A 22,391-nucleotide genomic window follows, 5' to 3' on the forward strand; every position below is an offset into this window, starting at 1 on the left:
TCTAATATATCGTTTAACCTGTTCTTCGCAATAAAAAGGTAACACGTAAAAACAATCAAAAAAGTGTCACTTTTGTCACCTTTTTGAGATTATAGATATAATGAGACTATCGAACAATAAATATATAACTCAATGAAAAAAACAGTATTAATTGCTATGACAGGATTTTCAATGTTGTTTGCAGGCTGTGGAGGAACGCAAAAAGCATCCCATGGAGAGGCTGCATTGACAGACTCTGTTCCTGCTGATTTTAAATATGAGGTTGATGCCTTTGCCGATCTCCAAATTCTACGTTATTACGTTCCCGGGTTCAATAACCTTTCGTTACAACAAAAGGAACTGGTCTACTATCTATCGATGGCAGCCATCGAAGGGCGTGATATTCTTTACGACCAAAATAATAAATACAATCTGGCTATCCGCCGTGTGCTCGAAGCTATATATGAAAATTATAAAGGTGACAAGAATACGAACGATTATAAAGAGTTTGAGGTTTATCTGAAACGTGTTTGGTTCTCTAACGGTATACATCACCACTATGGAGAAGAAAAATTCCTTCCGGGCTTTTCTAAGCAGTTTTTTGCCGAACAGGTTAAAGCCTTGCCCGATAATCTGATTCCAAGAACCAGCCGTTCGGGGAATGAATCTGTGAATGCAGATGATTTTATAAAAATGATTACTCCTGTCATGTTTGATCCGAATGTGATGGCTAAGAAAGTAAATCAGTCGGGTAACGACCTTATTCTTTCTTCAGCTAATAACTATTACGGAGAAGGCGTCACTCAGAAAGAAGTACAGGCTTTCTATGGAGCTATGAAAGATACGACAGATCAAACTCCGATTTCCTACGGACTTAACAGCCGCCTTATAAAACAAGGGAACAAGCTGGTAGAAGATGTATGGAAAGTAGGAGGTCTTTATTCCCCTGCTATTGAACGAATCGTAGGATGGCTTGAGAAGGCTGAGGCTGTAGCTGAAAATGATCAACAGAAAGCTGTTATCACTAAGCTGATTTCTTATTACAAAACAGGAGACCTAAAGACATTTGACGAATATGCGATAGCGTGGGTACAAGATCTGAAATCTCAGGTTGATTTTGTAAATGGCTTTACCGAAGTATATGGTGATCCGCTAGGAATTAAAGCAAGTTGGGAATCGGTGGTAAACTTCAAGAATGTAGAAGCTACCAAACGAACAGAAGTTATCAGCACTAATGCTCAATGGTTTGAAGATCATTCTCCGGTGGATAAGCGTTTCAAAAAAGAAAGTGTGAAAGGGGTATCTGCAAAAGTAATTACAGTAGCTCAACTGGGAGGAGATTGTTATCCTGCAACGCCTATCGGTATCAACTTGCCTAATGCCGACTGGATACGGAAAGATCATGGGTCAAAATCGGTGACAATAGAAAATATAATGGAGGCCTACGATGCTGCTGGAGCACATACAGGCTTCAATGATGAGTTTATGTGGTCAGAGCATGAAGTTAACTCCGTAAAGCAATATGGTTTTATAACAGACGTATTGCATACCGACCTTCACGAATGTTTAGGACATGGCTCGGGTAAATTGTTGCCGGAGGTTGATCCGAATGCATTAGGAGAATTCAGCTCGACAATAGAAGAAGCCCGTGCCGATTTGTTCGGACTTTATTTCCTTGCTGATCCTAAGCTTGTAGAACTAGGCATAATACCGAATGGTGATGCATACAAAGCAGAGTATTACAAGTTTATGATGAACGGTCTTATGACTCAGTTGGTGCGGATAGAACCGGGTAAGAATATAGAAGAATCGCACATGCGCAATCGTCAGTTGATCGCTAAATGGGTTTATGAAAAAGGAAAAGCAGACAATGTAGTCGAATATAAAGTGAGAGACGGAAAAACATACGTTGTAGTGAACGATTACAATAAATTACGTACTCTGTTTGGGGATCTGTTAGCTGAAATTCAACGTATAAAATCGGAAGGCGATTTTAAAGGGGCAAAAGCTATTGTAGAAAATTATGCTGTCAAGGTAGATCAAAAATTGCATAGTGAAGTTTTGGCTCGTTATAAGAAGTTGAATATGAAGCCTTACAAAGGATTTGTTAACCCTACTTTCGAATTGGTGAAAGATGGCAATGGTAAAATTACAGATGTGAAAATTAATTATAAAGAAGGTTATGCAGAGCAAATGATTCGATACTCGAAAGAGTTCTCTTCATTGCCAACATTCAATGATTAATGTTTTATAGACGTTAAGATAAATGCAAAAAAGATCGGAAATTATATCTCCGGTCTTTTTTATTTATATATTTGCTATGCTAAACACCATAAAAAAACATGTACTAGACGCAAATGAAAATCTTAATTATATCATCAATCTTCTTTCTTTCAACTCTTCCCTTGCTTTCGCAGTCCAAAAAGGATATTGCGGCACAAAAGGGAATAGAAGCAGTAAAATTAATGGACTGTGGAAAAGTAGAAGAAAGTATCACTCTGCTTAAGGAAGCTCAAAAGCTTGATCCGGCCAATATTGTGTATCCTTACGAAATAGCTTATGCGCATTGTCTCGAAGAAAATTATGAAGAGGCTATTAATATTTTGAAACCAATACAGGAAAATGAAGATGCTTCGGATACGTTTTTCCAGATGTTGGGTATTTGCTATAACTCTATAGGAAATAATGAAGGTGCAATAAAGACCTTTGAGGAAGGTATAAAGAAATTCCCCGATTCAGGTGCTCTTTATTTTGAATTAGGAAATGTGTATATGGCTCAAGATGAAAAATACACTGCACTGTCTTATTTTGAGAAAGGAATCGCAGCAGACCCTAAATATCCGTCTAATTATTATTGGGCAGCTAAAATATATTTAGATACAGAAGATGAAGTATGGGGGATGCTCTACGGTGAACTGTTTATGAATCTGGAGCGTAATACACATCGCACAGTTGAGATGAGTAAGTTGCTCTATGAGACATATAAGAGTGAGATCACGATTGTGAGTGACTCTGCTGTGTCTGTCAGTTTTTGTAAATATGCAGGACTAGATTTAAAAAATAATTCGGAATCCTCTTTTGGTAGTGGAATTTACGAACCAATCCTTATGTTGTCTCTTCCGCATGTCAAAACTTTAGATTTGGCTACATTGAGTACGATTCGCACTAATTTTTTGAATATCTATTATAAAAATAATATACAGAATATATATCCAAATGTACTGCTCGACTATCAAAAGTTGTTGATGAATGCCGGACACCTTGAAGCCTATAACTATTGGATATTGATGCAGGGAGATCCTTCCGAATTTCTTCAGTGGAAGTCTGCGAATGAAAGTAAATGGAAAAGCTTTACAGATTGGTTTTCCAACAATCCGATCAAGCTGTCTTCTAAAAACAAGTTTGTAAAAGATCAATATTGATTTTTAAAAGAATTGGAGCTTCAAACCAAACGATAATCTTAAATAGTCTTTTGGTTTAAGGTACTTGTTCGTAAAAGCACTTGCAAGATATAAGTCATTTGTACTTAGTTCGTAAAAAGCCGTAACAGACTTAGCAAAAAAACGCTTTTCGTGTGGAATCTTATACGTAAGCCTTTGCCCTATATAGACATTAAAACGCATCTTCGTAGAGAACGAATAGTAATCGTTTGGATATTTGTCGGGTTCACTTATCCAAAAATCTCCGTTAAGAATAGTGTTGATATACAAGCCACAGGCTAGCGGATCTATATAGAATCCTTTTGTCCCTATTGGCTTTGTCCAAGGAATAAAGTTTTGCTTCAAGGTAAATGTTATCTTATTTTCTTTTGTTGAGTATTTAGGAAGAAATCCAAAGAACACATCCGTTTCCCACTGATTGTTTTTTCCATAGTCCCATCCTGTTCCTATGGATATAAGTCCCATCCCGCCTGCATACTGAAATTTGATATGTGTAGGAATGAGATTGGCCCACTGGTTCTGATATTTTTCTACACGTTTTTCGTAGCCATTCTGAGAATAACCGGATAGGTTGAATAATAGGACGAGTGATAAAAAAGATATATATTTAATAAGCGACCACTTCATAGTCATAGGTGTTATCTGAATTTAATGTGAATAGTAAATATTTCTTTTTAGCTATATTGGGTGTGCCATAATAGATTATTCCATCATCGAAGAGATCGTCTACTGCTATGTTGTGATCGTGAGCATTGAGGCAAAATTGAAGATTCGGAAATTCTTTTATATAGCGTTGAAATACATTGGCTATATTGTTGTTGAATTGTTCTGAAAAAGGACGGACATGCATTGCCATTACTGTTTTATCGTATTCATCCTTCTTGTCTTTTATTTCTTGTTCTATAAATTGAAAGTCGGGTACAGGGAGCGAATAATCAAATTCCAAGGCATTGGTGTTTAAACATACGAATTTTGTCTTTCCGGCAATGAAAGAGAAATTTTCTTCACCAAAAACTTTTCTAAAGACTTCTATTCCATTTGCGAGGCAATCGTGATTCCCCAATAAGACTACATAAGGTACTTTCAGTTTGTTTAGAATATCCCGTTGCCATAGAAATTCTTTGGTAAGGCCAAAATCTGATATATCACCTCCGTGAATAACGAAATCTATATCGTTTCTTTTATTTAGTGCATTCACAAAAGCCTCTGTTTCGTCATACCATCGTTGGGTATCGCCAATCATCGCAAACCGTATTGTTTCTTTGTTTCTACAAGTTTCCTCTATTTGCGCTATATTCTTTTTGTTGATATCTGTTTTCCCTGAAATGCGACCATCGTACGGATGATATTCGATCATCTCGCATGACTGAAATATATATAAAATACCAAGAAGTAATATTCCTATAGACTTTTTCATTTAACTTATTATTTGGAGGTACAAGAGTACTGCCAATAAATATAATTAGGAAAAGAAGCGAAGACCTGTACAATTTTATTGAGCTTTTTTAAGGATGTTTTAACGAAAAGTCCTTATCTATCCTTGATTCTTCGTGTCAACTATTCTGTAATAAATGATGCTTAGTGATTACTTGTGAAAAATATTCAGGGTTGTATCGTTATCGGCAGAAACCAATCTCCAAGAGCAAAATAGGGATGTGATAAAAACAATAAAGAAGCGGAAGATAATGGCTGAGATATTTTATTTCGCACCTGTCACTAAGCTGTTTATGTATATATGTAAAAAGGCTTCTTTGTTAAGGCGTATAAATAGGAGAGTTAATCAGGCCTTGTCTAATTAAATAATGCTTACCTTTATTTTCAAAATATATAACAATGAAGCTAAAAGAAGAACAAAAAAACAAATCGGTACTGACAACCAGTTATGTACTAACAAACGGATCTCCCATAACCTTCGTTCTCTATGATGAAGACGGAGACTGGCAGTTGTTTGGGGATGATGAAGTTGATGACGAAGAGGATGCTTATCTGGTATCGGTAGATGAGATATTGGAGATGGAGCCGATATTAAAGAAGCTTCCTGATTTGCAACCGGGACAAGCTGCTACAAGGGAAAAAGATAGTACTCGCTGGTTTATAGTCGAGGATGAAGAATAAGGTACTTTAAGTCTCTGCGAAGAGTTATTGTCGTATTTTATATAGATATGTGACTAAGCATTTCCTTTTCTAAAGGCATTGAGATGTGAGGATGAGGTACGGCAATAAATACTTTAGACTGTTTACCACCGCAGAATAATTCTTTCGCCTAATTCTTTTGCCAGAATCTTTTTTATTTCGTCCATTTCCTTAAGCTTTTGCATAAGGATAATAGCTCCGTCCCAGTCTTTCTCCTTTTGTTTCTTTTCCAGATCTTCTTTGATATCCTTCATCTGTTTAGATATATGAGCATCTTTTAACTCGGTAACTGCACGAGGTACGTTTTTCCAGAGATGCTTTTCTTCGGCAAGAGGGGTGTCTTCCTTTTTAAGATTCTCACCAAATTGTTTTATATGCAGTTTACTCAACTGATATCTGTCGCTTACCAACTCGGCTGCAATTTTGCTTATATGTGCGTCTGTATGCGCCAGAAAGTAACGGCTAGGGTTGAAATATTCATTTGCCGAGTGTTCTATTGCATCTTCCAGTATTGTTTTATACAGAGGATTTGTAAACCAAAAACCATCTCTTTGCAAGTCAAATTTCACCCAATCTATTACGGTTGTCGGCATATCGCCTGTTGCCGGATTGTTTTCTCCTCCTTCAATCAATATTTCCATTCCATACCGGACAATGAAATAGAGTATCGCCAACTCAAACTTGTCGATGTTGGTCTTTTTTACAACGGGTTTTCCTCTATGCGCTTCAGGCTGTGAGAGGTCAACGTTGATTGCCGATAGCTCAGGATCTATTTTCGGCTGAGGAGCCTTCTCTAGGTGAGCAAGCCTTTTCTTATTTACTTCCTGAATAAGTATCCGTTCGTCTATATTCAGTAGTATACTGCAATCTTTTATATATACACTGCGTATAATATTGTCGGGGATAACCGCAATGCTACTTACTATGTCGGAGATGAGGGTTGCTCGCTTTATAGGATCATTGCCTGCATCATCTAATAGTAATTGTGTTTTGAAGCGTATGAAATCCACTTCATGCTCCTGTACATATTTTGTCAGCGACTCGGCATTTTGTTTACGTGCAAATGAATCGGGGTCTTCACCATCAGGAAGGAGTACCACCTTTATTTTCATTCCCTCTTCAAGCAAGAGGTCTATCCCTCTCAGTGCTGCTTTTATACCGGCAGCATCACCATCGTAGAGTATAGTTACATATTCTGTAAAGCGATGAATAAGCCTGATTTGTCCGTGAGTAAGTGCTGTCCCTGATGAAGCAACTACATTTTCTATACCTGCCTGATGCATTGATATAACGTCGGTGTATCCTTCTACCAGATAGCAGCAGTCGGCTTTGGTGATAGCTTGTTTTGCAAAATATATTCCATATAGTTCACTGCCCTTGTGGTATATCTCACTCTCCGGAGAATTTACATATTTTCCTGTGTTCTCTGCCTTTTTTAGAATACGTCCGCCAAAAGCAACAACTTTCCCCGATAACGTGTGTACGGGAAATATAACTCGCCCTCGAAAACGATCGATAAGAGCCCCGTTGCTCTCACTTTTTATCGTGAGACCTGTTTTTACAAGAAATTCTTCTTTATAGCCATTTCTTATAGCTTCCTGCGTGAGGCTGTCTCTTTGTTCGAGACTGTATCCGAGTTGGAATTTCTGTATAATATCTTCACGGAATCCTCTTTCTTTAAAATAACTTAGACCTACAGATTTACCCTCGATATGTTCATGCAGAGTTTTTACAAAATGATTTCGGGCAAAGTCATTTAATATAAAAAGGCTTTCACGTTCATTGTAAGCCTGCTTCTGCTCATCGGTTAACTCCCGCTCTTGTATTTCGATGTTATACTTCTTCGCCAGATAACGGAGTGCATCGAAATAAGAGAGCTGCTCATGCTTCATAATGAAGTGAACAGCGGTTCCTCCTTCGCCACAAGCAAAGCATTTACATATATTCTTGGATGGAGAAACGTAGAATGACGGAGTTCTGTCTTCGTGGAACGGACACAGCCCTACATAGTTTATACCTCTACGCTTGAGCGTAACAAACTGAGATACTACATCCACTACTTGTGCAGCATCTATTATACGGTCTATGGTGGCTTGATCTATCATTGTTATTTACTAACACGAAAGTAATAAAAATATCCCAGTATAGATATTTTATATTTCTATGCCAAAGTTAAATTATACTTATCGACCTTCCTCTTTCTTGAATATTCAATACAGTGTCTCTTATGGTTAGGTTATTGGTATAGTGTAGAGATTTTTTACAAATTTTAGCAATGAAGATTGATCTTATTGGTAGATATATTTGTTACTATTTTTTAAGATTCTATCTATCAAGTATGTTTACTTATAAAGAACAAGCTATATTTGTAGATATTTCGGATAAAAATCTTGTATGATTGAAAGAATAAAAGAGTTTGTAAAAAGAGTAATTCGATTTCTTACGTATGATATCTGGCGGATAAACAAGCGCGAGAGATCGTCTCGTAAAATGGGATTGTACGATATTATTAAGTCTTTTATCCTAGCCATCAGGAATATTGATGGAGAGCAACTTTTTACACGTGCATCAGCATTGACATACAGTACCTTACTGTCTATCGTCCCCATGCTGGCTGTATTGTTTGCCATAGCTCGTGGATTTGGTTTTCAGAATATTGTAAAGACTCAACTCTTTAGCTATTTTGCAGGACAAGAAGAGATATTGAATAAGGCGACAGCTTTTATCGACAAATCGATCGAATATGCTCAGGGTGGGATTTTCTTGGGTGTCGGCGTCATCTTGTTATTGTATACTGTAATCAATCTGCTTTCGAACATAGAAGATAACTTCAATAAAATATGGCAGATAAAAAAAGGACGTACCTATTTTCGGATGTTCACAGACTATCTGGCTCTTATCATTATTGCGCCTGTTTTTCTTATATGCAATGCCGGGGTTAATATTCTTTTGAGCACTACAGCCGAGCAACAGTATATACTGGGACTGGTTATTGGACCTTTTATGAAAGTTGTTCCTTTTCTTATTACCATTTTACTCTTTACAATACTATATATCTATATTCCTAATACGAAGGTTAAGTTTACCAGTGCCTTATTAGGCGGTGTGTTTACGGGTATATGTTTTCAGGTATTCCAAATGCTGTATATCGGTGGTCAGATTTGGATATCTAAATATAATGCTATATATGGTAGTTTTGCTGCTTTGCCTTTGTTGTTGCTATGGTTGCAACTGACATGGTTTTTTGTTTTGTTTGGTGTGCAGCTATCTTTTGCTTATCAGAATGTAAATAAGTTTAGTTTCGAGCATGAAACTTCTAAAATAAGTCGTCGCTATAAGGATTTTGTTGCATTACTAATAATGACTTTGATTGTTAAGCGGTTTGAAAAAGGCGATATGCCTTACACTGCTGATGAACTTTCGGAGCAATATAAAATTCCGACAAAATTGACTAGTGATACTCTTTTTTATTTGCAGGATATCGGGCTTATTGTAGAGACTCCATCTCAAAACGCATTAGTACCCGCCTTTATACCCGCATTGGATATCAATCATATTACCGTAAGTTATCTGTTTGAGAAAATAGAGATGTATGGCTCAGAGGATTTTGTGATTGATACAAATGTAAAATTCAGGAAAGAGTGGGAGACTATTTTAGAAATTAAAGAGCTTTCGGATAGCGAAAATGGGGACAAACTGCTCAAAAATTTATAATTCATACACGTGAAATCAGGTATTCATAATCTTACCGAGGGAAAAATATTCTCTACCTTAATACGTTTGGCTTTACCCCTGATGGGTACAAGCTTTTTACAGATGGCTTACACGCTGATGGCTATGTCGTGGGTTGGTAGGCTGGGTACTGTATCTCATCCCGAAATAGCAACCAAATCGGAAGCTGCAATCGGTGCTATAGGTATGTTGTTGTGGTTGACTTCATCGGTCGCATATCTGGCTATGATCGGATCGGAGGTCGCAGTCGGTCAATCGATAGGTGCGAAGAAAATGAAACGTGCAGCTATATACGCCTCACATTCTACAACTACCTCTATTGTGCTTAGCGTGGTATGGGTGTCTACACTCTTTATTTTTGCTAATCCTATCTTATCTTTTTTCAAACTATCTGCTGATATTACAGCCGATGCGGTACTTTATTTACGAATACTCACTATTAGTCTTCCGTTTCAGTTCTTGTCATATAATTTCGCAGGGATATACAATGGTGCAGGGCGAAGTACTGTTCCGTTCAAAAATAATGCAGCAGGACTTGTATTAAATATGATACTCGACCCTATATTGATGTTTGGTATGGGGATGGGATTGCACGGTGTCGCTATTGGCACAGTTGCTGCACAATTGTTTGTGTTTTCTTTGTTCTTTTATCAGATTAAATATGGTAATCGTATTTTAGGCGATTTCTCCTTCTTTATTAAGCCGAAAGGTATTTACCTTAAACGCATAATTTTTCTAGGAACGCCTGTCTCTATAATGAACTCATTGTATGCCATCATTAATATGAACTTGGCACGTGTTGCTTCTATTCATGGTGGGCATCTAGGCATGATGGCTCAGACAACGGGAGGACAGATAGAGGCGGTTACGTGGAATACATCGCAGGGATTTTCTACGGCGCTGAGCGCCTTTGTTGCTCAGAACTATGCTGCCAATAAATTGGAAAGAGGTAAAAAGGCATATATCTATACGATACGTGTTATGTTTACGTTAGGAATTTTTGTCAGTATTGCATTTATTTTGTTTGGTGCTCAAATTTTTGGAATTATTGTTCCTGAAGAGAATGCTATGCGAGCCGGAGCCGAATATTTGTTTGTTATGGGGTTGGTTCAGATTTTTATGATGTTTGAGTTGACTACACAAGGTATGTTTAATGGTATTGGCCGCACAGTAGAGCCTGCCGTGATAAGCATCACATTCAATGCGCTACGCATCCCTTTGGCTTATTATCTGGCTTCGCAAATGGGCATTGTTGGGGTGTGGTGGGCAATTGCTATATCTACGGTTTGTAAAGGTATAATACTGCCTGTTTGGTTTACAGTAGTCTATAAAAGAGTACAAAAACGAAGACCTAAGATAGCATAATCAGAATAAAAAAAGAGGCTTTAAAGCCTCTTAACTATTTATATATTTGCTGTGGGTTATGATTTATCAGACGCTCTTCTGCCAGTCGTTCAAACTTCGTACCCGGACGTCCATAGTTGCAAAACGGATAAATACTAATGCCTCCACGTGGCGTAAATATTCCTACCACTTCAATATACTTCGGATTCATCAGTTCAATAAGGTCTTTCATCATAATATTTACACAGTCTTCATGGAATGCCCCATGATTGCGAAAGCTAAATAAGTATAACTTAAGACTCTTGCTTTCTACCATTTTCACATCAGGTATGTAGTTGATGTGTATTGTTGCAAAATCGGGTTGTCCCGTAATAGGACATAGGCTTGTAAACTCCGGGCAATTGAATGTTACCCAATAGTCATTTCCCTGATGTTTGTTTTCGAAGGCTTCTAATACTTCAGGAGCGTAATTATCTTTATATTCGGTTTTTCCACCTAAATGGCTAAGTCCTTCTATTGTCATATTATAGTTTTGTCTTTAAATAGTTGTCTAATCCTTGTTTACGCAATTTGCAAGAAGGGCAGTGTCCGCAACCATCGGCAATAATGCCGTTGTAGCAGGTCAGGGTTTGAGTACGAATGATATCGAAAACACCCAGCTCATCAGCTAATTGCCATACAGCAGTTTTATCTCTCCACATCAATGGCGTATGTATCTGGAAATGTTCGTCCATTGCCAGATTAATAGACGCATTTGCTGAAAGTATAAATGTATCTCTACAGTCGGGGTAACCACTGTAGTCGGCTTCTGATACTCCTGTTACAATGTGGCGTATACCGTGCGAGCGGGCAATAACAGCCGCAAAAGTAAGGAATAATAGATTACGTCCAGGTACAAACGTATTTGGGTAAGAGTCTGCCGGTTTTTCCTGATCCATAACAATATCGCTTGTCAAAGAGTTGACGGATAGTTGACTGATAATAGATGCATCCAGTAGCTGGAACGGTACATTGGCTTTTTCGGCAATAGCCTTTGCTACTTCCACTTCTTTGGAGTGACGTTGCCCGTAGGTAAAACACAGCGTACGAACGGATGCGAAATTTTCAAGTGCCCAGTAGAGGCATGTTGTTGAATCTTGTCCACCCGAAAACAAGACCAACGCTGATTCTGTTTTATTCATTCTATAACTTTGTTTTTTACGTGGTTAATCCTAAGATACACGGAGGAGAAATCTCTCTTCGGCTACAAAAGTAATGAATAATAGGTGAAAAATGAAAAGTGAAAACGAAAAAGAGTTGTATCCTTATTTTGGGGATACAGCTCTTTTTGATACTTTAAGATTATTTATTGGGGCTTGATTCCATTTAGTAGTAAAACCATACCGATTATACTCTGTTGGATTGTTTCACCATTCAGGTTTTCAGTGTTTTTAGATATATTTTTTTGAAACGGTCCGGGAGTGGCAGACTCTTGTCCGATTTTTTTATCACCATTATAGTAATTTGCCGAATCCAAGTCTATAACGATATAACCGTCTTTTTCGCTGAAATTTTTCCAGTCATCAAAGTTGATTCTCTTTCCGCTCCGATAGGCTTCTATCCTGTATTTATCCAAATCGATTGATTTAAAAAAAGCTTCTTCGCTTCCTGCTGCATTTATCATATCCTTTTGTTTTTCATGGGATATGGCATATGCAGCTATCATTCTGCGTTGTATTGTTGCTGCGTTTAAATTTTTGGTGTTTTCTGCAATGTGAATTGTTCCTCCGTGAGTATAGGATAGCATTTTATCACCTTTGTAATAAAATGCGGAGTCTGACGTAACAAGAATCTTGCCGTCTTTTCTTTCAAAGTTTTTCCATGAATTAAAATCGATTCTTTTGCCCTTTTTGTAGGCTTCTACCCTATACTTTTTCAGGTCGATAGTGTCGGAAGGGTGGGTGACAGTTTTTTGTTGTTCGACGTTTATTTCCGTATTTTCGGCTACCTCAGTTTTCTCATCAGTCTTGTCGGTCTTTTGCGAATAAGCATTTTTTTCTATACCTTCAGCGTCTGAAAGCTTGTCCAATTTACTTGTTAGTTGAGGGTGGGCAAAAACTGATACGGCAATTGCAAATACAGGAACCAGAAGTAGATACTTCATTTTTGCATGCGGATTGTTGTTTTCTTTTAACATCATAGTGATTCTTTTTTCGAGTTTACTGTGGTTAAAGCTGTTGGTCATAAAGGTGAGATGTTGTGAGCCGACAGCTTTTTTAATTAATAAAATTTGATATGTTTTAGCATCGATGCCTGATTTTAGTACACAGTTATCTGCTTCAAATTCGTGAACATTACGCAGTTCTCTTCTAAAAAGCCACGCAAAGGGGTTGTACCATTGAAAAAGTACGAAAAGCTCTGAAAAGAGTAAGTCGAATGAGTGCCTATTCCTTATGTGCGATAATTCGTGAGTCAGTACTATTTCTTTGTTTTCATTATAATCTTTTCGAGATATAATAACGTAATTCATCCAGCTGAATGAAGGGATGTCTTTATCTGTAATAAGAATATTGATCCCCTCTGTTTTCAGTCTTTCGCATCCCTTTATCATAGCCAATATGTGCAAAGTAGAGTAAGTGTTACGTATCAGTATAAAGAGTGCTCCTGCCAGATAAATGATTCCCACTATCCTAATCCAATCTATTGTTGCATGTTCTGCGACTACTATAGAAGTGGCGGAGGTGGCGGGGATGAATTCTATCGGAGCCGATTCGCTGGTCAGTGATGATTCGTATGCGGCAATGGTCTGATGTACTTCGTTTAGTGCAGAGGTTTTTATTTTTATAAGAAAGATAAAAAGGCTGCTGATATAAAATAAAAGAATACAAAATCTGTTTATTCTGAAAAATTTATTCCGGCTATATACCAGTTTATATATTATATAGAAGAAGAATAAAGCACAGGAAACCTTGGTGCTGTATATTAATAAGTCTGCCATCACTTTTTATTTTTAGCTGCTTTTTCCACTTTTTCTATTAACCCCTTTAGGTCTTCGACGGAAATTTTCTCTTCTTCGACAAGTGAAGATACCGCTCCCAAATAAGAGTTGTTGAAGTATTCGCTGATTATCTTTGTCAGTGTGTTTTTTTTGAAGCTATCCTTGCTTACCAGTGCATAATACCTGTAAGCTTTTCCTGTAGGTTCGTAGCCCACATAGCCTTTGTCCTCAAGGATACGAATTAATGTTGATATTGTGTTTACATGAGGTTTTGGGTCATCATACAGGTCTTGAATGTCTTTGACTCGCATAGGACCTTGCGACCAAAGAATGTCCATTATTTCCTCTTCTTTTTTTGTTAGGTTTTTCATGTTAGATATTTATTTAAAACAAATATAACTAAATTTTTTAGTTGTAACTATGTTTTTTAGTTAGAATGTGTTCTCAGAAGAATTATTTTATTCAAAATCAATGTTTAGCTATATTTATAGTAGTGTATTATTTAAGACGAAGAAAAAGAGTGATTAATAAAAGCTAATTTTTCCTAGATTAATTTTCTTAAAAAGAATAATTATTATACTTTTGCACTCACCAAACGACTCCGTAGCTCAGCTGGTAGAGCAATTGACTCTTAATCAATGGGTCGAGGGTTCGAGCCCCTCCGGGGTCACATTTTATTAAAAAATAAAGCTTGTAAAGAATTCTTTACAAGCTTTTGTTTTTATGAGTATATATGCGTTACCACCAATTATCACTTTCATTCAGGGGCTTTGTTTCAGTTTTTTTGTCTTGGATTATCGGGCTTTGCTCTTTATTTGGTGGGTTGTTGAAAGCTCTTGAATCCTTTTGGGGAATTTCTTCTTCTATTTTGGAAAAAGAATCTACAGAAATAGTTGTTCCTTCTTTTTCAAGATAATTTTTTGCTTCAGCAATCTTTATACTTAATATATGAACTTCCAGTAGAGGATCTAATACAACTTCACCATTCACAACGCAACCCGCATTTATGACAGCTGCCTTGGCTGTAATTGTACCTTCTATAACCGCTGTCGGGCCAAGTTCTAAACTCTCTGCACAAATTATATTACCTGTCACTTTGCCGTCAATGATGCAACCTGCGGCCGTTACACTACCGATAATGTGAGCATTAATATCAACAGTCAGAGTGTCTTCTACATAGAAATTTTTCTCTTGTCCTTCGGTTAGGTATAGTGAGCCTAATACAATTACGTCTCGTCCCAATTCTACGATTCTAGCAGGTTGAGGCTCGATCTCATCAATTTTTCGCTTAAAGAGAAACATTCCTGATCTTTATAAAGTAATATTCTATACTATTATTTATTCTCCCGAAAAGTTAGCTACTACAGTAGTGGCATTTCCTATATCTATACCTACAGATGATTTGAATTTGCCATGTCCTACGCGTAACGAGTTAATTGCATAACCTTTACTTGCTAATGTTTCCGGATTATCTAAAACTGTTATTTCTGTGAATTTGCCGAATTCCTCCTTAAAGCAATCGATAAGCTCTTCATAATACATAGCGCCTCCACACATATATATACGGTTGGCTTTAACCAGATTAGAGTCATTAATAACACTGCGTAAGTTTGGAGATATTACTTCTTGATAATATGTTTGAATAACACTTTTACGTATTTCTCTTAAATCGATATTTTGACGATTCAAGAAAATATATCCACGTTTGAATGCTTCATCAATTTGATGTGTATTTCTAAGCTCCAAATAATATTTGCTCTTCAGTTCATTTATCATCAGATTTACAGCATAACGAATTCCATGCGTACTGATCATTGTTTGCTCAATAATACCTGAATCTGTACTGAGGATAGATTCAAATGTTCCAAACCCACAACTGAATACAAAGAAATTTCCCGAAACCTGAGGTTCTCCTTTACGTATTCCGATTGTACATCCTACAATTTCAGGAATCACTTCAACCTTCTGTACTTCTAATATTACTCTTTTCTTATTCCCCGCATTGTGTGTTGAAATGTCATAATCGAGCATATGAGTGCGTTGGAAAAATTCTATGGCTTTGTCTTTATAAATATAATAAGTAGAATAAGGAAAACCTGTGGTGATTGTTATCGGTTGCTCCACTTGATTTTCTACTAACAACATAGCTGCTTTAGCTAATATCTGATAGTCTATATCATCCGGTGATGAGTTTATTAACTTATGAGGAGATTGACCTTCATTCAGGGCAAGGTCTCCACAGATATACCATTTATTATTATGTTGAATTTTCAAGCCGTGAAGCAAATCCTTCGCTGTTTGTGACAGATTTGTATTATTATTTTCAACTAAGCTGGGAAAAGATTGGATTTCATAAACCATAGCGATAAAATATTAGATTCGTTAATAATTATGGGGATAAATAAACTTTATTTTATGAAAGAAGAGGTTTCATAGCGATGAGTCCTTCGTATGTTGCGCCATGCTCTAATGTGAATATTTGCGCATTAAGTTTGCCCACTATTCTACCCGTACTTTTTATGGAGATAGACTCGGTTACGCATATATTACCTTCGATACGACCGAATACAACTAGATTTTTTGCATGAATATTTCCTCGAACTATACCTGTTGTACCAATTACAACAGTATGAGCCTGTTTTATATCTCCTACTATAGTCCCTTCCACGCGTATGTGATGCGTTTCTTCTACAGATCCATAGAGCACAAAACTTTTACAGATTATTGTAGGCGTTTGAGAGGAAAGATCAAACGAGTCTTGCCTAAAATCCTCCTTTTTAGCCATAGTCAATTACGTTAACAATATTTATATAGTCACATTTGTACAGAAATCCGGGCAATTCCTTAAAAACGAATTGTTATTTACAAATATATATGAAAAGTAATATTAATCATTAAGAATTGCATATAAAATTTATTTTCATATGCAATTAATTCTCTTTGAAAAGTATAAAGGATATGATTTTGTAGTGGTAAATGGTCTGATAATTAACTGTATATGCTTGTTGATTTGTGCCAATTAATATAATAAGGGCTGGAAATAGAGGCTAAAAAACGAAATAAAAACTGCCTGATGTCGAAATAGTACTATTTATTCATCGGAAAAATGAAAGCTTGTTGAGTATCTAAAATATATATTTGGAGTTGTAAGTCGTTGTAATAGAGTAGATGCTGACCGAATAGAAAAAAGCTCACTCTAATTAACTTTTTATCTGATATTTCTTTAATGTTAGATTCAATGTCTTTGAATTTAATTCCTTAAGATATAATTATAGTATCACCACCCCTATTTATATAGTAAGGATATGGAAACCGGTGGTAAGCTTGTAACAATTAAAAATCTAATTCAATCAAAGAAAACACAATCTCCTGTTTATTTATTGAATATAAAACCAAAATATAGTAATAAACCATTAAAATCTAAAATATATGGCTGGGAAAAGATTTCAAGGTGAATGGCCTAAAATCGGAATTCGTCCTACTATCGATGGACGCATGGGCGGGGTGCGAGAGTCTCTTGAGAACCAAACAATGAATATGGCAAAAAGTGTGGTAGACTTATTAACCTCTACTTTACGCTATCCCGACGGGTCGCCTGTTCAGTGTGTTATTGCAGATTCCACAATTGGTCGTGTAGCAGAGAGTGCAGCCTGTGCCGAGAAGTTTCGTAGAGAGGGAGTGGGGATAACAATTTCAGTTACTCCGTGCTGGTGTTACGGTAGCGAAACGATGGATATGGAGCCGCATACAATTAAAGCTGTTTGGGGATTTAATGGTACGGAACGTCCCGGGGCAGTCTATCTGGCTGCAGTCCTTGCTGGACATGCACAGAAAGGATTACCTGCCTTTGGTATCTATGGACATGATGTTCAGGATGGAGGTACTACCGAAATACCTGGCGATGTAAGACAGAAGTTGTTGCGCTTTGCTAAAGCTGCATTGGCTGTAGCAACTATGCGAGGTAAATCTTATCTTTCCATTGGTTCGGTGTGTATGGGTATTGCCGGTTCGGTAGTTAATACCGATTTTTTTGAAGATTATTTAGGTATGCGTTGCGAGAGTGTAGACGAGGTAGAAATTATTCGCCGCATGACAGAAGGGATATACGATAAAGAAGAATATGAAAAAGCCTTAGCTTGGGCGAAGACCCACTGTAAAGAAGGGCAAGATACGATAAATCGGGACGATTTGAAAAAAGATCGTGCGGCAAATGATAAGGATTGGGAATTCATTGTGAAAATGACATTGATTGTTCGTGATCTGATGATAGGCAATCCTAAACTGAAAGAAATGGGATTTGGAGAAGAGGCCTTAGGGCATAATGCTCTTGCCGCGGGCTTTCAGGGGCAACGCCAATGGACAGATTTCTATCCTAACGGCGATTTTACAGAAGCTATTCTCAATTCTTCTTTCGATTGGACAGGTATTCGCGCACCATATATATTAGCTACAGAAAATGATTCGCTGAATGGTACGGCAATGTTGTTTGGTTATCTTTTGACAAATACTGCTCAGATCTTTGCGGATGTGCGTACTTATTGGAGTCCTGAGGCTGTAGAACGAGTGACAGGGAAAAAGTTAGAAGGTTTAGCTTCGGGTGGCATGATTCATCTCATAAATTCCGGTGCTGCGTCTCTGGATGGGAGTGGTCGCCAAAGCGATGAGGCAGGAAAACCTGTAATGAAACCTTTTTGGGATATTTCACAAGCCGAAGCCAAGTCGTGTTTAGATGCTACTACATGGATGCCTGCCAACCGTGAGTATTTCCGTGGAGGAGGTTTTTCTTCTAAATTTCTTACTCGTGGTGGAATGCCATGTACGATGGTTCGCCTAAACCTTATAAAAGGACTAGGCCCGGTCTTGCAAATAGCCGAAGGGTGGACTGTATATTTAGATCCGGATGTACATAAAATTTTAGATGAACGTACAGATAAAGGATGGCCTACCACATGGTTTGTTCCTCGCCTGACCGATGATCCTAATTTTAAAGATGTATATTCCGTGATGAACAACTGGGGAGCCAATCATGGTTCTATCAGCAGTGGACATATTGGAGCCGATTTGATAACGTTGGCTTCTATGCTTCGTATCCCTGTTTGTATGCATAATGTATCTTCCGATGATATTTATCGCCCCGCCGCATGGTCTGCTTTCGGGATGGATAAAGAAGGAGCGGATTATCGAGCTTGTCAGGTTTATGGTCCTCTTTATAAATAGTTTTTTGTACCTTCGATAATAAAAATAGTATGATAAATGCGGAATATATAGAACGGTTTATAGAAGCTGCCCATCGTGTAGGACAAGAACGTCTACAGCTTTGTAGCAGTGGTAATTTGTCGTGGAGAGTAAATAAAGATTTAGCTTTGGTTTCGGGTACAGGTTCGTGGTTGCCACGTATTGCCAAAGAAAATGTCGCTATCTGTAATATCTCTATCGGTATGCGTGTCGATGGTCCTAAGCCATCGATGGAAAGTGTTTTTCACCTCGGGGTTTTACGTCAGCGTAAAGATATGAATGTGGTGTTGCATTTTCAGTCAGAGTTTGCGACAATTGTATCTTGTATGAAAAACAAGCCGAAAAGCTTTAATGTAGTTGCCGAAGTTCCTTGCTACTGCGGTAAAGAGATTGCGGTTATACCATATTATCGTCCCGGATCGAAGGAGTTGGCCGATGCTGTAACACATGCCCTGACTGATCATGATTGCGTGTTGATGAGTAAACATGGGCAGGCTGTTTGTGGAAAAGACTTTGATGATGCTTTTCAGAAAGCGGTTTTCCTCGAGTTGGCATGCAGCATTATTGTGCGTGCAGGTGAAGGAAATTATGATATCTTGAGCGATGATGAAATTCGCGATTTGGAAGTTTATATTTTAGGAAAAACACAAAAATAACAACATGGCATATTTGGCTCTGGATTTAGGGTCAGGAAGTGGACGGGCTATTGTAGGAACAATAGTGGACGGACGTATTTGCCTAGATGAGATCTACCGCTTTGGAAATGTTCCTGTAAAATTGGGAAATACATTGTGCTGGGACTTCTTGTCGTTATTCCAAAATGTAAAACAGAGCATTTATTTGGCCGTAAAGAAAGGATATGATTTACAGGGTCTTGCTGTTGATACATGGGGTGTTGATTTTGGGTTAATAGACAGAGCGGGAAGATTATTGTCCAATCCCGTATGTTATAGGGATAGCCGTACGCAAGGTGTTTCTCAAAAAGCGGAGGCTATCATTTCTAAAAGAGACATGTATGCTATCACAGGTATTCAGCAAATGGAGATCAATACCGTTTTCCAGTTGCTGAGCATGAAAGAGCATAATGCTCAGACACTTGCTGTTGGCGACGGTTTATTGTTTATTCCCGATCTGATAAATTTTTATCTTACAGGTAATGTTTATAATGAATATACAATAGCTTCCACTTCGCAGCTGGTAAATGCTAAAACAAGAACGTGGCAAAAGTCACTATTCGATAAGTTGAATCTTCCTTTATATCTTTTCAAAAATATTATTAAGCCTTGTTCTCTAGTCGGAAATCTTACCGATGATATTGCACAAGAAACGAATGCTCAAAATATTAAAGTATTTGCCGTCGGGTCTCATGATACGGCAAGTGCCATTGCTGCTATTCCGTTTGATGGAGAAGAATGGGCTTTTCTTAGTTCGGGTACATGGTCTCTGCTGGGGATACAAACGGATAACCCGATTCTCACGCAGGAGGCTATGGATAACGAATTTACGAACGAAGGTGGGGTTGGAAAGATTCTGTTTATGCGTAATATTTCGGGATTGTGGATACTTCAACAATTAATAGCCGAATGGGAGAAGAGTGATGAAGAATGTTCTTACCAATACCTATTGTCGGAATGTGAAAAGTGTAAACCTTTCGCAAGCCTTATCAATAGCGACGATCCTGATTTTACCATTCCCTCATCTATGAAAGATGCCATACAATCGTATTGCAAGCGGACGGATCAATATATACCTCACACCAAAGGCGAGTTAGTTCGCTGTGTTCTCGAATCACTGGCTGTGAAATATCATTTTGTGATGAAGAAATTGGAGCAGTGTTCTGGCAGAACGATTAAATATCTTTCGGTAGTAGGAGGGGGAAGCCGCAACGAACAGTTAAATCAATTTATTGCAGATGCTCTGAATGTAGAGGTTGTAACCGGGCTAACAGAGGCTACAGCAATCGGAAATATTATTCAGCAAGCAGTAACAGATAAAAAAATAAAAAATATAAGGGAGGGACATCAGATTGTAAAAAACAGCTTTAACTTTAAAACCTATTATCCTCAGAATTCGAGAGAGTGGGAGTTGTTTGCTACTAGAATGGAGCATTTGATAACGTAAAAACAACAAATTTAAGACCAATATGAAGACCAAATCAGAAAAGCTTTTATTTATCGGAAAGGATGGGCAAAACTATTTGTTCCCTTTTATTCTGATAACCTCTTTGTTCTTTTTGTGGGGATTTGCCCATAGTCTGCTGGATGTGTTAAACAAGCACTTTCAAGACTCGCTACATTTATCAAAGGCGCAATCGGGAGCTGTTCAGGCTTCGGCTTATGGGGCATATTTTTTGATGGCTATCCCTGCGGGATTAATTGCTCGTAAATTTGGTTATAAAAGCGGAGTCGTTGTCGGATTAGCTCTTTTTGCATTGGGGGCTTTCTGGTTTGTTCCTGCCGTAGAGATAAATACTTTTTGGGCTTTTCTTTTAGGACTGCTGATCTTGTTTTGCGGGCTTACTTGCCTTGAGACAGTCGCCAATCCGTATACTATTGTTTTAGGTTCGCCCGAAACTTCAGCAAGCCGTATCAATCTGGCTCAAACTTTTAATGCTATCGGTTGGATTTTAGGACCCCTTGTAGGCTCTGTTCTTATATTTAAAAATGAGTCGGATCGGTCGACGATCGAATTATTTGTTGATGCTATTAAAAAAGTTTTTCTTGGTGCTAATGACGCGGTTGCAAATATTGTAGAAACGGTTGGAGATCATACGAGCAATTCTGTTTTGATGTTTCCATACGTAGGATTGGGTTGTGTGGTAGTTCTGGTGTTGGTGTTTTTCTTGTTTGCAAAACTACCTGAAATAAAATCGGATAATCATAAAGATACGTCAATCCTAAATAATAATACCGTAACGCGAGATCTGCCATTGATAAAACAAAGACATTTTGTGTTGGCGGTCGTTGCTCAATTTTTGTATGTAGCAGCGCAGACGGGTATTGGTAGCTTTTTTATAAATTACGCAATAGAAGTAAAAGAGTTGCAACTGACCGAAATACAGGCCGGTTTGTTACTTGGCTTAGGCGGAATGTCGTTATTTGCAGTCGGAAGATTTTCGGGAAGTATGATTATGCAGAAGATGAAGCCGGGATCTCTGCTTGGTTTGTGTGCTGCTATAAATACATTACTGATGTTTTTTGTTATCATGAATCATAATCGGTTTGGAATAATCGCTCTGATCAGCTGTTACTTATTTATGTCTATCATGTTCCCATCTATTTTTGCGCTGGGTTTAAGAGATCTGGGTGATAAGACAAAAACAGCATCATCCATTTTGGTTCTAACAGTTGTGGGTGGAGCCATCGCCCCATCGTTGATGGGGATATTGGGTGCCGAAAGTATGAATGTCGGATTTATTATACCGCTGATCTGCTTCTTATATATATCGTTTTTTGGATATGTAGGTAGCCGGATAAAAGCTTAAATCGAATAAAACACTCTTTTCGTTTTTATATATTACTTTAATTAAATAAGGGACTATCTTCTATGGA

19 protein-coding genes and 1 tRNA gene are annotated in these 22,391 nt (G+C 37.7%); 10 read left to right on the forward strand and 10 right to left on the reverse strand.

What is annotated here, in order from left to right:
* Positions 1 to 132: 132 nt before the first annotated feature.
* Positions 133 to 2,223: a dipeptidyl-peptidase 3 family protein gene (locus PKC55_RS11730; protein ID WP_324373135.1), complete on the forward strand. Its 2,091-nt coding sequence runs from the start codon at positions 133 to 135 to the stop codon at positions 2,221 to 2,223.
* A gap of 113 nt (positions 2,224 to 2,336) precedes the next feature.
* Complete coding sequence (locus PKC55_RS11735; RefSeq protein ID WP_291124452.1) at positions 2,337 to 3,401, forward strand: tetratricopeptide repeat protein; 1,065 nt, start codon at positions 2,337 to 2,339, stop codon at positions 3,399 to 3,401.
* A 3-nt stretch (positions 3,402 to 3,404) separates the two neighbouring features.
* On the opposite strand, the gene PKC55_RS11740 is transcribed toward PKC55_RS11735, so the two are convergent.
* The gene (locus PKC55_RS11740) at positions 3,405 to 4,046 is read right to left on the reverse strand and encodes a hypothetical protein (protein ID WP_291028922.1); all 642 of its coding nucleotides are present in this window, start codon (positions 4,044 to 4,046) and stop codon (positions 3,405 to 3,407) included.
* Positions 4,027 to 4,836, reverse strand: coding sequence for a metallophosphoesterase family protein (locus PKC55_RS11745; protein ID WP_291124450.1), 810 nt, complete (start codon positions 4,834 to 4,836; stop codon positions 4,027 to 4,029). The genes PKC55_RS11740 and PKC55_RS11745 overlap by 20 nt, the downstream gene beginning before the upstream one ends.
* 416 nt (positions 4,837 to 5,252) lie before the next feature.
* On the opposite strand from PKC55_RS11745, the gene PKC55_RS11750 reads away from it, so the two are divergent.
* Positions 5,253 to 5,534 carry a hypothetical protein gene (locus PKC55_RS11750; RefSeq protein WP_006844569.1) on the forward strand — a complete coding sequence of 94 codons (282 nt, stop codon included), beginning with the start codon at positions 5,253 to 5,255 and terminating at the stop codon, positions 5,532 to 5,534.
* 122 nt (positions 5,535 to 5,656) lie between these two features.
* Here PKC55_RS11750 and dnaG read toward each other — a convergent pair whose 3' ends face one another.
* The gene (dnaG, locus tag PKC55_RS11755) at positions 5,657 to 7,657 is read right to left on the reverse strand and encodes a DNA primase (protein ID WP_291124448.1); all 2,001 of its coding nucleotides are present in this window, start codon (positions 7,655 to 7,657) and stop codon (positions 5,657 to 5,659) included.
* Between the two features lie 289 nt (positions 7,658 to 7,946).
* Here dnaG and PKC55_RS11760 point away from each other — a divergent pair, with 289 nt between their 5' ends.
* Positions 7,947 to 9,266 (forward strand): YihY/virulence factor BrkB family protein, encoded by a 1,320-nt coding sequence (locus PKC55_RS11760; protein ID WP_291028919.1) that lies wholly within the window; start codon positions 7,947 to 7,949, stop codon positions 9,264 to 9,266.
* Positions 9,267 to 9,275: 9 nt separating this feature from the next.
* The gene (locus PKC55_RS11765) at positions 9,276 to 10,649 is read left to right on the forward strand and encodes an MATE family efflux transporter (RefSeq protein WP_291124446.1); all 1,374 of its coding nucleotides are present in this window, start codon (positions 9,276 to 9,278) and stop codon (positions 10,647 to 10,649) included.
* Positions 10,650 to 10,683: 34 nt separating this feature from the next.
* On the opposite strand, the gene queF is transcribed toward PKC55_RS11765, so the two are convergent.
* The 4 genes from queF to PKC55_RS11785 all read right to left on the reverse strand — a co-directional run bounded on the left by queF (position 10,684) and on the right by PKC55_RS11785 (position 13,976).
* The gene (gene queF / locus PKC55_RS11770; protein ID WP_291124444.1) at positions 10,684 to 11,151 is read right to left on the reverse strand and encodes a preQ(1) synthase; all 468 of its coding nucleotides are present in this window, start codon (positions 11,149 to 11,151) and stop codon (positions 10,684 to 10,686) included.
* A 1-nt stretch (position 11,152) separates the two neighbouring features.
* Entirely contained in the window at positions 11,153 to 11,809 is a 657-nt protein-coding gene (gene queC, locus PKC55_RS11775) for a 7-cyano-7-deazaguanine synthase QueC (RefSeq protein WP_291124442.1), read from the reverse strand.
* A 164-nt stretch (positions 11,810 to 11,973) separates the two neighbouring features.
* Positions 11,974 to 13,605, reverse strand: a complete 1,632-nt coding sequence (locus PKC55_RS11780; protein WP_291124440.1) for a M56 family metallopeptidase — start codon at positions 13,603 to 13,605, stop codon at positions 11,974 to 11,976.
* Positions 13,605 to 13,976: a BlaI/MecI/CopY family transcriptional regulator gene (locus PKC55_RS11785; RefSeq protein ID WP_291124438.1), complete on the reverse strand. Its 372-nt coding sequence runs from the start codon at positions 13,974 to 13,976 to the stop codon at positions 13,605 to 13,607. The genes PKC55_RS11780 and PKC55_RS11785 overlap by 1 nt, the downstream gene beginning before the upstream one ends.
* A 226-nt stretch (positions 13,977 to 14,202) precedes the next feature.
* On the opposite strand from PKC55_RS11785, the gene PKC55_RS11790 reads away from it, so the two are divergent.
* A tRNA-Lys gene (locus tag PKC55_RS11790) sits at positions 14,203 to 14,275 on the forward strand.
* A gap of 68 nt (positions 14,276 to 14,343) precedes the next feature.
* Here the strand turns inward: PKC55_RS11790 and PKC55_RS11795 are convergent.
* Genes PKC55_RS11795 through PKC55_RS11805 form a run of 3 tightly spaced genes read right to left on the reverse strand, consistent with a single transcriptional unit; the run spans position 14,344 to position 16,390 of the window.
* Positions 14,344 to 14,907, reverse strand: a complete 564-nt coding sequence (locus tag PKC55_RS11795) for a bactofilin family protein (protein ID WP_291124436.1) — start codon at positions 14,905 to 14,907, stop codon at positions 14,344 to 14,346.
* A gap of 36 nt (positions 14,908 to 14,943) precedes the next feature.
* On the reverse strand, positions 14,944 to 15,966 hold the full coding sequence (locus PKC55_RS11800; RefSeq protein WP_135103585.1) for a ParM/StbA family protein: 1,023 nt from the start codon (positions 15,964 to 15,966) through the stop codon (positions 14,944 to 14,946).
* A 52-nt stretch (positions 15,967 to 16,018) separates the two neighbouring features.
* The gene (locus tag PKC55_RS11805) at positions 16,019 to 16,390 is read right to left on the reverse strand and encodes a bactofilin family protein (protein WP_135103586.1); all 372 of its coding nucleotides are present in this window, start codon (positions 16,388 to 16,390) and stop codon (positions 16,019 to 16,021) included.
* A gap of 644 nt (positions 16,391 to 17,034) precedes the next feature.
* Between PKC55_RS11805 and PKC55_RS11810 the strand changes: the two genes are divergently transcribed.
* The 4 genes from PKC55_RS11810 to fucP are packed head-to-tail and all read left to right on the forward strand — an operon-like array spanning position 17,035 to position 22,324.
* Positions 17,035 to 18,822 carry an L-fucose isomerase gene (locus PKC55_RS11810; protein WP_291124434.1) on the forward strand — a complete coding sequence of 596 codons (1,788 nt, stop codon included), beginning with the start codon at positions 17,035 to 17,037 and terminating at the stop codon, positions 18,820 to 18,822.
* A gap of 29 nt (positions 18,823 to 18,851) precedes the next feature.
* The gene (locus PKC55_RS11815; RefSeq protein ID WP_291124432.1) at positions 18,852 to 19,496 is read left to right on the forward strand and encodes a class II aldolase/adducin family protein; all 645 of its coding nucleotides are present in this window, start codon (positions 18,852 to 18,854) and stop codon (positions 19,494 to 19,496) included.
* Between the two features lie 4 nt (positions 19,497 to 19,500).
* Positions 19,501 to 20,961, forward strand: coding sequence for a rhamnulokinase (locus PKC55_RS11820; RefSeq protein WP_291124430.1), 1,461 nt, complete (start codon positions 19,501 to 19,503; stop codon positions 20,959 to 20,961).
* Positions 20,962 to 20,983: 22 nt separating this feature from the next.
* Positions 20,984 to 22,324, forward strand: a complete 1,341-nt coding sequence (fucP, locus tag PKC55_RS11825) for an L-fucose:H+ symporter permease (protein WP_291124428.1) — start codon at positions 20,984 to 20,986, stop codon at positions 22,322 to 22,324.
* Positions 22,325 to 22,391: the final 67 nt, after the last annotated feature.

The sequence above is a fragment of the Dysgonomonas sp. genome, assembly GCF_035323175.1.
GTDB lineage: Bacteria > Bacteroidota > Bacteroidia > Bacteroidales > Dysgonomonadaceae > Dysgonomonas.

What these genes read in the sequence shown, in the direction of transcription:
- PKC55_RS11730 (WP_324373135.1), top strand. Translation starts at nt 133, where the DNA reads ATGAAAAAAACAGTATTAATTGCTATGACAGGATTTTCAATGTTGTTT.
- PKC55_RS11735 (WP_291124452.1), top strand. Translation starts at nt 2,337, where the DNA reads ATGAAAATCTTAATTATATCATCAATCTTCTTTCTTTCAACTCTTCCC.
- PKC55_RS11740 (WP_291028922.1), bottom strand. Translation starts at nt 4,046, where the DNA reads ATGAAGTGGTCGCTTATTAAATATATATCTTTTTTATCACTCGTCCTA.
- PKC55_RS11745 (WP_291124450.1), bottom strand. Translation starts at nt 4,836, where the DNA reads ATGAAAAAGTCTATAGGAATATTACTTCTTGGTATTTTATATATATTT.
- PKC55_RS11750 (WP_006844569.1), top strand. Translation starts at nt 5,253, where the DNA reads ATGAAGCTAAAAGAAGAACAAAAAAACAAATCGGTACTGACAACCAGT.
- dnaG (WP_291124448.1), bottom strand. Translation starts at nt 7,657, where the DNA reads ATGATAGATCAAGCCACCATAGACCGTATAATAGATGCTGCACAAGTA.
- PKC55_RS11760 (WP_291028919.1), top strand. Translation starts at nt 7,947, where the DNA reads ATGATTGAAAGAATAAAAGAGTTTGTAAAAAGAGTAATTCGATTTCTT.
- queF (WP_291124444.1), bottom strand. Translation starts at nt 11,151, where the DNA reads ATGACAATAGAAGGACTTAGCCATTTAGGTGGAAAAACCGAATATAAA.
- queC (WP_291124442.1), bottom strand. Translation starts at nt 11,809, where the DNA reads ATGAATAAAACAGAATCAGCGTTGGTCTTGTTTTCGGGTGGACAAGAT.
- PKC55_RS11780 (WP_291124440.1), bottom strand. Translation starts at nt 13,605, where the DNA reads ATGGCAGACTTATTAATATACAGCACCAAGGTTTCCTGTGCTTTATTC.
- PKC55_RS11785 (WP_291124438.1), bottom strand. Translation starts at nt 13,976, where the DNA reads ATGAAAAACCTAACAAAAAAAGAAGAGGAAATAATGGACATTCTTTGG.
- PKC55_RS11795 (WP_291124436.1), bottom strand. Translation starts at nt 14,907, where the DNA reads ATGTTTCTCTTTAAGCGAAAAATTGATGAGATCGAGCCTCAACCTGCT.
- PKC55_RS11800 (WP_135103585.1), bottom strand. Translation starts at nt 15,966, where the DNA reads ATGGTTTATGAAATCCAATCTTTTCCCAGCTTAGTTGAAAATAATAAT.
- PKC55_RS11805 (WP_135103586.1), bottom strand. Translation starts at nt 16,390, where the DNA reads ATGGCTAAAAAGGAGGATTTTAGGCAAGACTCGTTTGATCTTTCCTCT.
- PKC55_RS11810 (WP_291124434.1), top strand. Translation starts at nt 17,035, where the DNA reads ATGGCTGGGAAAAGATTTCAAGGTGAATGGCCTAAAATCGGAATTCGT.
- PKC55_RS11815 (WP_291124432.1), top strand. Translation starts at nt 18,852, where the DNA reads ATGATAAATGCGGAATATATAGAACGGTTTATAGAAGCTGCCCATCGT.
- PKC55_RS11820 (WP_291124430.1), top strand. Translation starts at nt 19,501, where the DNA reads ATGGCATATTTGGCTCTGGATTTAGGGTCAGGAAGTGGACGGGCTATT.
- fucP (WP_291124428.1), top strand. Translation starts at nt 20,984, where the DNA reads ATGAAGACCAAATCAGAAAAGCTTTTATTTATCGGAAAGGATGGGCAA.